This is a genomic window from Oscillibacter sp. CAG:155, assembly GCA_000436875.1.
Lineage (GTDB): Bacteria > Bacillota > Clostridia > Oscillospirales > Oscillospiraceae > Oscillibacter.
The window spans coordinates 1-8726 of the sequence record FR890904.1 but is presented as its reverse complement, the minus strand read 5'-3'; the positions used below and the strand labels follow the sequence as shown (position 1 = coordinate 8726).

The following is an 8726-nucleotide window of genomic DNA, read 5'->3' as shown; positions in this document are numbered from 1 at the left end:
ATCCGGGCGTAAGAGGAGAGGCTCTCCACGTACCGCCGCTGGCCCTCGGCATAGATGGTATCGAAGGCCAAGGAGCTCTTGCCGGAGCCGGAGAGGCCCGTCATCACCACCAGCTTGTCCCGGGGGATGGTGACGTCGATGTTTTTCAGGTTGTTGACCCGGGCGCCCTTGACGATGATCTGATCCTGCATATGCGCTGTTGTCTCCTTCGATTGTGATTGATAAAAGGTTCCCTCAGGAGGCGGACGGTCCGCCCCGGTCCTCGCTGCGGCCCAGCAGATAGTCTGTGGTCACGCCAAACCGGTCTGCCAGGGCGCACAGGGTCAAGGTGGGGACATTGACCTTTCCCGCTTCCATCCGGCGGTAATGCACCTCTGTGATCTGTAAAAATTCCGCCATATCGCGCTGAAAAAGTTTCTGTTCCTTTCGCAGCAATTTCAGTCTTTCCCCAAATTCCTTCAATGTCTCCATGGAAATTCTCCTTGACGCAGAACATTTAATGTTCTACAATAACCTTATAGAGAACATTAAATGTTCTATTTAAGGTGGTGGATACGATGAATCCCATCTATGAAAAGCTCTTTGACTCCTACTGCGTCCAAACGCTGCGGGAGGTCTGCCCCTATGACCACGAAAGCCTGGAGGAGCTGCTGGACGGTCTCTCCCTGGACGCGGATGTCCGGCTGCGGCTGGACGACGCCTTTTATGAGCGCTACCTCCAGTGGTCCGCCGACGCTTTCGCCGTGGGGCTGCACCTGGGGTTATCCCTCTTTCACGATGAGGTCCGCCGTTTCGGCGCCCAGCAGTTCCAGCACAGGGCCAGGGGCTAACTCCACCTGGGCACCGATCTTCCCGGCGGAGATGTAGACGGTGTCGTAATCCGTCACCGTCTCATGGAACACGGTGGGGTACGCCTTTTTCATGCCCACGGGGCTGCATCCGCCCCGGATATAGCCGGTGACGGCGTTAATCTCGCTGACGTGGAGCAGCTGGATGGACTTCTCCCCCACCGCCCGGGCGGCTTTCTTCAAATCCAGGGTCTCCGCCACCGGCACTTCAAATACATAAATGCCCTTGGATGCGCCCCGGGCCACCAGCGTCTTGAAGCCCCGGGCCGGGTCCTGCCCCAGGGCCTGGGCCACATGGACACCATACTCCCGGGTCCCCTCCGGACCCTCGCCCTCCTCGTAGAATCGGGCGGTATAGGGGATCTTCTTCTGGTCCAGAATCCGCATCACATTGGTCTTTTCTTCTTTATGCTTTGCCATGGTATCACCTCAAAATCGATACGCCTGCCAGCACGCAGGCAATGCCCGCCAGCGTCGCGGCGCTGAGAGGCTCGTGAAAGAGCAGCGTTCCCGCAAGAGATGCCACCACCGGTTCCAGGCTTGCCAGAATGGAGGCCCGACCGGATTCCACCCGGGCAAGGCCCCAGGTGTAGAGCAGATACGGCGCCGCCGTGGACACCGCCACCAGTCCCACCGCCGTGATCCAGGTGCCGTGAGCGGAAAAGGCCGCCGCCAATTCCGACGGCCGCAGCAGCACCAATGAGGCCGGCCCCGCAAAGAGAAACGTCCACATGGTCACTGTCATGGAACCGTAGTGGGCCAGGGCATACCGGCCGAAGATGCTGTACAGGGCGTAGAAAAATCCGGCCCCCAGGCCCAGCAGCACCCCCGCCGCCGTGACGGTGACCTGTCCGGAAAAGAGCCCGCACACCAGCGCACACCCCACCAGCGTCAGCCCCAATGCCGCCAGTTTCCGCCCCGTCACCCGCTCCCGCCACAGCAGAGCGGAAAGCAGTACCACAAAGGAAGGTGCGGTATACAGCAGCACGGAGGCAACCGAAAGTGAACATAACTTCTGGCAGGAGAAATAGCATGCGGTGAAGAGCACCACGCTCACCACACCCGTGCCGAAAAAGTACTTCAGATGTTCCCTGCGCACCCGGAACACCGACCGGTTTCGGACCGCCAGCACCAGGCCCAGCAGCAGCATGCCGCCGCAGTTGCGCACTGTCACAATAGACGTGGGGGAAAGCCCCGCCGCCATCAGGCGGCGGTTCCACACCCCGATGACGCCCCACAGCGCCGCAGCTGCCAGAATGGCGGCGCAGGCCCGGCGGGCGTAATTTTTTTGCGCCTGCATGGCGTCAGTTCTCCCAGACGTTGCCGTTTCCGGTGGTGCTGTAATAGAACGTGTCGTTCTGGACACACAGCACGATGTCCGGCTGGTAGTCGGAGATATAGTCCTTGAGACTCTTGTCGGTGTAGTACCGCAGGTCCAGGATATGGGTCTCGTCAAAGGAGGCGTAGAGCAGCGTCTCCAACGCATTGGTGAAGGAATCTCCGAAAATCAGCACGTCCGGCAGTTCCGGCCGGTCCGTCTCCAGAACGGTCTCCCCGAAGTCGCCGCCCATGTACAGGTTGTACGTGGTGGGCATGGCCGGGTCCTCCGGCAGGATGAACAGCGGCTTTTCGGAGAGCGCTCCGTTGTCGTAGCGGGTAAAGGCCACCGGGTCCTTCTGCACGCCGATGACCGCCTTGTCCGTGTTGGGCCAGAGGTTATAGAGCTTGCGGTTCCGGGAGCCGATATAGGGGAAGGGCTGCTCCACCAGGTCGATCCTGTCCTCCGTCAGCACCGGCAGATTCCAGCCGTCCGATGCCAGTGTGTCCATGATGGAGCGGTAAGCGGTATAGGCGCCGTAATAATTGTAGTGGTGGTCCACGGTGGAGTAGAACTCCTCCGGGCGGCCCAGGGCGTCATACACCTCTTCCATGTTCAAAAAGCGAACACCCTGGTCCTCCAGGGCCTGGATAAAGAGCGCATCCGCCGTCTGGGCCTCTGTCTCGTGGTTATTGAGATAGTCCGGAAACTTCTCCTCAAAGTAGACCCGCTGTTCCGGCAGGCCCACAAAATAGAAGGAACCGCCATTGGCTTTCACATGGTCGTTGAGCTTGCCGTAATTTTCCGCAATAGACGCGGCGGGGCCGGCGTAGTCCTGCTCCGTGTATTCGTCGTAACTCAAAAACGGCACCAGCACACCGTCGGCGGAGAGCACGATGTCGTTGACCACCGGGCGGTGCAGCACGTTCATCTGCACCGCGGTATCCGCCTCCAGCAGCGTGGTGCGGCCGGGGGCGTGGTCGGAGAACCAGCTCTCAAAGGCGGTGGCGAAGGTGCCGTCCCACAGGCTCTGCCAGGTCAGGGCCGGGCGCTCCGCCAGGGTGCGGTTTTCATAGTAGGCAGTGGTCTCCTTATGGGACCACTGGATCACACCGGCAGGCACCGCGAAGAGCACCGCCAGCAGCAGTGCCAGAAAGGCCCGCTTGGAAATTCGATTCATGCAGCACGCCCCCTCTCAGAACTGGAAGTACAGGAAGGACTGAACGCCGGTACTCAAAATCCGCACCACAGACCAGCCCAGCAGGATAAAGGCCAACAGCTTCACACCCCATGCCAGCGTCGCCGCGGCAGCGGTACTGCCTGCCGCCCGCCGGGCTTCCAGCCGGGTGGAGAGCCAGTTTTTCACCGGCATCGCCGCGATCACGGCCACTGCCCACTCCCAAGCATACTGGCGCAGATAGTACACGGATTCGCCGCTCCAAACGCCGCCGGGGGCGGAGCCGAACATGGCGGAGACCATCTCCCCCACCTGGGCGAGACTCCCGGAGCGGAACAGCACCCAGCCCACGATAATCAGCACCAGGGCATAAACATGCTGCACCAGGCCCGGCAGCTTCTGAAGTGCCTTGCCCCAGAGAAACTTCTCCCCGATCAGCAGCACCGCATAATAAAGACCCCATAGCACGAAATTCCAGGCGGAACCGTGCCACAGCCCCGTCAGCATCCACACCACCAGAAGGTTGAGCAGATGCCGTGCCCGGGAACAGCGGTTGCCGCCCAGCGGAATATACACATAGTCCCGGAACCAGAAGGAGAGGGTCATGTGCCACCGGCGCCAGAACTCCGAGGCAGATTTGGAGATATAGGGATAGTTGAAGTTCTCCGGCAGGCGGAAACCGAACACCCGGCCCAGGCCGATAGCCATATCCGTATAGCCGGAAAAATCAAAGTAGAGCTGCAGCGTGTAGGCCACCGCCCCCAGCCAGGCCAGGGACACCGTCAGGTGATCTCCCGCGGCGAAGGCGCCGTCCGCCACCTGTCCCAGAGCGTCCGCCAGCAGCACCTTTTTGGCAAGGCCGAAGCAGAACCGGACGGCACCGTCGGCGGCCTCGTCCGCACTCTCCCGCCGGTCCAGCAGGGCCGGGCCGAACTCCCCGTAACGGAGGATGGGGCCCTGAAGCAGCTGAGGGAAAAATGCCATGAACAGCGTGACCCGCCCCAGGTTCCGTTCCGCCGGGATGGTGCCCCGGTAGACGTCTGTCAGGTAAGCCACCGCCTGGAAGGTGAAAAACGAGATGCCCGCCGGCAGCGCGATGGAGGGCACCGTCACATCCATGCCCAGCGCCGCCAGATTGCCCAGCAGAAAGCCGGTGTACTTATAATAGCCCAGCATCAAAAGATTGAGTACCACCGCCGCGGCATACACTGCCTTCCTGTGCCGCCGCCCCGGGGACACCAGCAGTGCCGCCGCCCAGTTGCCCACGCAGGACACCGCGAATGCCGGCAGCAGCCGCACACCGCCCCAGCAATAAAACACCAGGCTGAACACCAGCAGCACGCCGTTGCGTGCCGTCCGCCACCGGGTGGGACAGAGAAAATAACAAAGCAGCACTGCCGGCAAAAATCCGAACAGAAACGACATACTGCCAAACGCCATGAGAAATGTTCTCCTTTATCTTGATGAAAGTCGTTGCTACGGCAGCACCCGCAGCGCAAAGAGGTAGCCAAACAGCAGCAGCACCGGGTACAGCACCCACCGCAGACGCTGCATGGCAAGATACAGATCCGTCGGTTCCGGATTGCGGACGTCGCAGCAATGCCGCAGACGGAACAGAGTCAGGGGAAATGCCGTGTCCAGTGCCGCCAGGATGGAGAGGAACACCATCATCCCATACAGTACCCAGCTGCCCCGGGCCGTCAGTTCCGGACCTCTTGCAAAATACATGACATTCCGCTCATCCAGCGTCAAAGACAGGGTCTGCCCTGCTTGTCCTCCTCCGACATTGGAAGAAACAGCCACGCCGGAGTCCCATCGCCCGCCGGCATCATACCACCCAAAGCCGCTGGAAGCCGTATCCCGGTCAAATCCCCCCTCAAACAGGGTTTTCCCGTTTTTGGTGATGCGGATGCCGTCCACCATCTGCCCCTCTGCCGGCCCGTCCGCCGCCAGGATCGGGTCCAGCGGATATTCCATCCGGTAGACATCCGGGGTTTGATCCTCCACCGTGCAGGTGACGGTGGTGACAGCTCCACTCTCCCGGACAACGGAGACGGAGACCTGCTCACCGTGGAGTTTTCCGGTATAAGTGGTCCCGCCGTCCGCCTCCTGAAGCCGCAGGAGCGTCCCGTCGAAAACCACGCCGGGATGAAGCCGGGAGCACAGCATCAGCACACAAAACACCACCGCGAGAGCAGCCAGAACGATCAGTACTCCCTTTTGAAGCCGCGTGTGCCTTCCTTCCATACGGTCTCCTCCCCTCAGGCGGCAAATCCTTACAAAATCATCAACAGGGTCCCGGCTGTTATCAGCACTGCCCCCAGGATCGTCTTTGCATCCACTGTCTCATGCAAGATCAAAAATGCCAGCACCAGGGAGATCACCACACTGAACTTGTCCACCGGGACCACCTTGCTGGCCTGTCCCAGCTGCAGGGCATGGTAATAGCAAAGCCAGGAGAGGCCGGTGGCAACGCCGGAGAGTCCCAGGAACAGCCAGCTGCGGCCGGAAATGTTCCGCACTCCCCCGATCTCACCGGTGAGCAATACGATTCCCCAGGCCATCACCAGTACCACAATGGTGCGGATGGCTGTGGCCAGATTGGAGCTGACGCCCGCGATTCCGATCTTGGCCAGAATGGACGTCAGCGCGGCAAATACCGCCGACAGCAGTGCAAAAATAAACCACATAATAAGGTCCTCTTTTCCCCTCGTTTTCACCGGGCTCCGACAGGAATGGCCATTTGGCCGGAGCTTGCGGAAAACACGGGCTTTTCCCCCTGCGGAGCTTTGAATTGAAAATGCTTTATTTCTCGCCCCGCAGCTCGATGATCCGGTCCCGCAGCACCGCCGCGTATTCGAATTCCAGCATCTTGCTGGCTTCCTTCATTTCCTTTTCCAGCTTGGCGATTTCCGCCGCGCGTTCCTGCTCGGTGAGCTTGCGCTTCTTCCGGCCCCGGCCGGTCTCCTCCTCCGGTGTCTGGGAGATCTCCAGCACCTCCCGGACCCCTTTGATGATGGTCTTGGGTACAATGCCGTGGGCCCGGTTATAGGCGTCCTGAATGGTGCGGCGGCGCTCCGTCTCGTCGATGGCCGCCCGCATGGAGGGGGTGATTTCGTCGGCGTACATGATGACCAGACCCTCCGCGTTGCGGGCCGCCCGGCCGATGGTCTGGATGAGGGACGTCTCGGACCGGAGGAATCCCTCCTTGTCCGCGTCCAGAATCGCCACCAGAGAAACCTCCGGCAGGTCCAGGCCCTCCCGCAGCAGGTTGATGCCCACCAGCACGTCGAACTCTCCCAGCCGCAATCCCCGGATGATCTCCATCCGCTCGATGGTGGCCACGTCCGAGTGCATATACCGCACCCGAATGCCGGCGTTTTTCAAATACTCCGTCAGATCCTCCGCCATCTTTTTGGTGAGGGTCGTCACCAGCACCCGTTCGTTTTTCCCGCTGCGGATCTTGATCTCGTCCATAAGGTCGTCGATCTGCCCCGTGACGGGCCGGACCTCGATTCTCGGGTCCAGCAGTCCGGTGGGACGGATGACCTGCTCCACCACCTGGTCTGCCCGCTCCCGTTCATAGGGGCCGGGGGTGGCGGAGACAAACACCGCCTGACCGATCCGCTCTTCAAACTCCTCGAATTTCAATGGCCGGTTATCGTAGGCACAGGGCAGCCGGAACCCGTACTTCACCAGGGAATCCTTACGGGCATGGTCCCCGTTGTACATGGCCCGCACCTGGGGCAGCGTCACGTGGGACTCATCCACAAAGAGCAGGAAGTCATCGGGGAAAAAGTCCAGCAGCGTCATGGGAGCGGAGCCGGCGGGCCGGTCGGAGATGATGCGGGAGTAATTTTCGATGCCGGAGCAATATCCCAGCTCCGCCATCATCTCCATGTCGTACTCCGTCCGCTGGCGGATGCGCTGGGCCTCCACCAGCTGGTTGTTGTCGGTAAAGAACTTGACCTGCTCCTCCAACTCCTTGCGGATCTGGCCGATGGCCTTGTCCATCTTCTCCTTGGTGGTGACATAGTGGCTGGCGGGGTAGATGGCGATGTGGTTCAGCACCCGGTTCACCGCACCGGTGACGGGGTTGAACTCGCTGATGCGGTCGATCTCATCCCCAAAAAATTCCACCCGGATGGCCCGGTCCTTATAATAAGCCGGGTACAGCTCCACTGTGTCACCCCGGACCCGGAACATATTGCGCTCGAAGGCAATATCGTTGCGCTCATAGCGGATCTCCACCAGGCGGCGCAGCAGCTCATCCCGATCCCATTCGGCTCCCACCCGCAAGGAAACCACCAGCTTGGCGAAGTCATCCGGCTCGCCCAGGCCGTAGATGCAGGAGACAGAAGAGACCACAATCACATCCCGCCGCTCCAGCAGCGCGCAGGTGGCGGAGAGGCGCAGCCGGTCGATCTCGTCATTGGTGGCGGCGTCCTTGGCGATATAGGTGTCCGTATGGGGGATATAGGCCTCCGGCTGGTAGTAATCGTAATAGGACACGAAATACTCCACGGCGTTGTTGGGAAAAAACTCCTTGAACTCCGCGCAGAGCTGGGCCGCCAGGGTCTTGTTGTGGGCCAGCACCAGGGTCGGGCGCTGGACAGCTTCAATGACCTTGGCCATGGTAAAGGTCTTTCCGGAGCCGGTGACGCCCAGCAGCACCTGCTCCTTCAATCCGTTCTCGATGCCCTCCGCCAGCTTGGCAATGGCCTGGGGCTGGTCGCCGGAGGGCTGGTATTCAGATACAACTTGAAAATTCGGCATTTCACACGCTCCGTACGGACGTCGATCCGCGGCAGGCCTCTGTAAATTCCGGCTGGCGCAGATTCGGGATGGTGTCATTGTAACACGGCGCTTTTGAAAATACTACATTTGTTCGATTTTTCACAACAGGTATCCGGAATCCGCAAAGGAAACAAAGTCCTGATCAGCCACGATGATGTGATCGGTCAGCGGAACGCCCACCGTGGCCAGGGCCTGCTTGGCCCGGTCCGTAGTGGCGTAATCCTCCGGCGAGGGCAGTGCCACGCCGCTGGGATGGTTATGGGCCAGGATGACTGCGCTGGCAGAGGTCAGAAGTGCGTTTTCCACCAGCTTGCGGATATCCAGATCCGCGTAGGACACGCCGCCTTCCCCCAAGCGCTTGCAGGCCAGCAGCTTTCCCTTCCGGTCCAGGCACAGCTCATAGATGACCTCCCGTGACTCACCGGAAAAGCGCTCCAGCAAATAGGCGCCCGCCCGTTCCGAGGAGTTGAGCACCGTCTCCCGGGCGGTCTCCTCCATCCGTGCCTTGTGGTACAGCTGCGGTGTCAGTTTGAGTAAAATTGCGGCGCTCTCCCCGATTCCGTCCACCTTCTGCAGATCCTCCACC

11 protein-coding genes are annotated in these 8726 nt (G+C 60.6%); 1 reads left to right on the top strand and 10 read right to left on the bottom strand.

Features of this window, described 5'->3' with window-relative positions; genetic code table 11:
• Both QZL67_RS05675 and QZL67_RS05670 read right to left on the bottom strand, forming a co-directional pair.
• Positions 1 to 191, bottom strand: a 191-nt coding sequence (locus QZL67_RS05675; protein WP_292919940.1) for a hypothetical protein, incomplete at its 3' end; no start/stop codon positions are given.
• Positions 192 to 234: 43 nt separating this feature from the next.
• Positions 235 to 471 (bottom strand): helix-turn-helix domain-containing protein, encoded by a 237-nt coding sequence (locus tag QZL67_RS05670; RefSeq protein WP_022289781.1) that lies wholly within the window; start codon positions 469 to 471, stop codon positions 235 to 237.
• An 86-nt stretch (positions 472 to 557) separates the two neighbouring features.
• On the opposite strand from QZL67_RS05670, the gene QZL67_RS05665 reads away from it, so the two are divergent.
• A complete protein-coding gene (locus QZL67_RS05665; protein ID WP_022289780.1) occupies positions 558 to 830 on the top strand; it encodes a hypothetical protein in 273 nt (90 codons plus the stop codon).
• Here QZL67_RS05665 and ybaK read toward each other — a convergent pair.
• The 8 genes from ybaK to QZL67_RS05625 form a co-directional block, all read right to left on the bottom strand.
• Positions 762 to 1268 (bottom strand): Cys-tRNA(Pro) deacylase, encoded by a 507-nt coding sequence (gene ybaK, locus QZL67_RS05660; RefSeq protein ID WP_022289779.1) that lies wholly within the window; start codon positions 1266 to 1268, stop codon positions 762 to 764. The genes QZL67_RS05665 and ybaK overlap by 69 nt on opposite strands.
• A 4-nt stretch (positions 1269 to 1272) precedes the next feature.
• Positions 1273 to 2148 carry a DMT family transporter gene (locus QZL67_RS05655; RefSeq protein WP_022289778.1) on the bottom strand — a complete coding sequence of 292 codons (876 nt, stop codon included), beginning with the start codon at positions 2146 to 2148 and terminating at the stop codon, positions 1273 to 1275.
• A gap of 4 nt (positions 2149 to 2152) precedes the next feature.
• Positions 2153 to 3346, bottom strand: a complete 1194-nt coding sequence (locus QZL67_RS05650; RefSeq protein ID WP_022289777.1) for a DHHW family protein — start codon at positions 3344 to 3346, stop codon at positions 2153 to 2155.
• 15 nt (positions 3347 to 3361) lie between these two features.
• Positions 3362 to 4783, bottom strand: a complete 1422-nt coding sequence (locus QZL67_RS05645; RefSeq protein WP_022289776.1) for an MBOAT family protein — start codon at positions 4781 to 4783, stop codon at positions 3362 to 3364.
• A 36-nt stretch (positions 4784 to 4819) separates the two neighbouring features.
• A complete protein-coding gene (locus tag QZL67_RS05640; RefSeq protein ID WP_022289775.1) occupies positions 4820 to 5590 on the bottom strand; it encodes a hypothetical protein in 771 nt (256 codons plus the stop codon).
• A 29-nt stretch (positions 5591 to 5619) separates the two neighbouring features.
• Positions 5620 to 6033, bottom strand: a complete 414-nt coding sequence (locus QZL67_RS05635) for an EamA family transporter (RefSeq protein ID WP_022289774.1) — start codon at positions 6031 to 6033, stop codon at positions 5620 to 5622.
• Positions 6034 to 6148: 115 nt separating this feature from the next.
• Entirely contained in the window at positions 6149 to 8119 is a 1971-nt protein-coding gene (uvrB, locus tag QZL67_RS05630; protein WP_022289773.1) for an excinuclease ABC subunit UvrB, read from the bottom strand.
• Positions 8120 to 8239: 120 nt separating this feature from the next.
• Positions 8240 to 8726, bottom strand: a 487-nt coding sequence (locus tag QZL67_RS05625) for a JAB domain-containing protein (protein ID WP_292919938.1), incomplete at its 5' end; no start/stop codon positions are given.

What these genes read in the sequence shown, in the direction of transcription:
- QZL67_RS05670 (WP_022289781.1), bottom strand. Translation starts at nt 471, where the DNA reads ATGGAGACATTGAAGGAATTTGGGGAAAGACTGAAATTGCTGCGAAAG.
- QZL67_RS05655 (WP_022289778.1), bottom strand. Translation starts at nt 2,148, where the DNA reads ATGCAGGCGCAAAAAAATTACGCCCGCCGGGCCTGCGCCGCCATTCTG.
- QZL67_RS05640 (WP_022289775.1), bottom strand. Translation starts at nt 5,590, where the DNA reads ATGGAAGGAAGGCACACGCGGCTTCAAAAGGGAGTACTGATCGTTCTG.
- QZL67_RS05650 (WP_022289777.1), bottom strand. Translation starts at nt 3,346, where the DNA reads ATGAATCGAATTTCCAAGCGGGCCTTTCTGGCACTGCTGCTGGCGGTG.
- QZL67_RS05635 (WP_022289774.1), bottom strand. Translation starts at nt 6,033, where the DNA reads ATGTGGTTTATTTTTGCACTGCTGTCGGCGGTATTTGCCGCGCTGACG.
- QZL67_RS05645 (WP_022289776.1), bottom strand. Translation starts at nt 4,783, where the DNA reads ATGGCGTTTGGCAGTATGTCGTTTCTGTTCGGATTTTTGCCGGCAGTG.
- QZL67_RS05665 (WP_022289780.1), top strand. Translation starts at nt 558, where the DNA reads ATGAATCCCATCTATGAAAAGCTCTTTGACTCCTACTGCGTCCAAACG.
- ybaK (WP_022289779.1), bottom strand. Translation starts at nt 1,268, where the DNA reads ATGGCAAAGCATAAAGAAGAAAAGACCAATGTGATGCGGATTCTGGAC.
- uvrB (WP_022289773.1), bottom strand. Translation starts at nt 8,119, where the DNA reads ATGCCGAATTTTCAAGTTGTATCTGAATACCAGCCCTCCGGCGACCAG.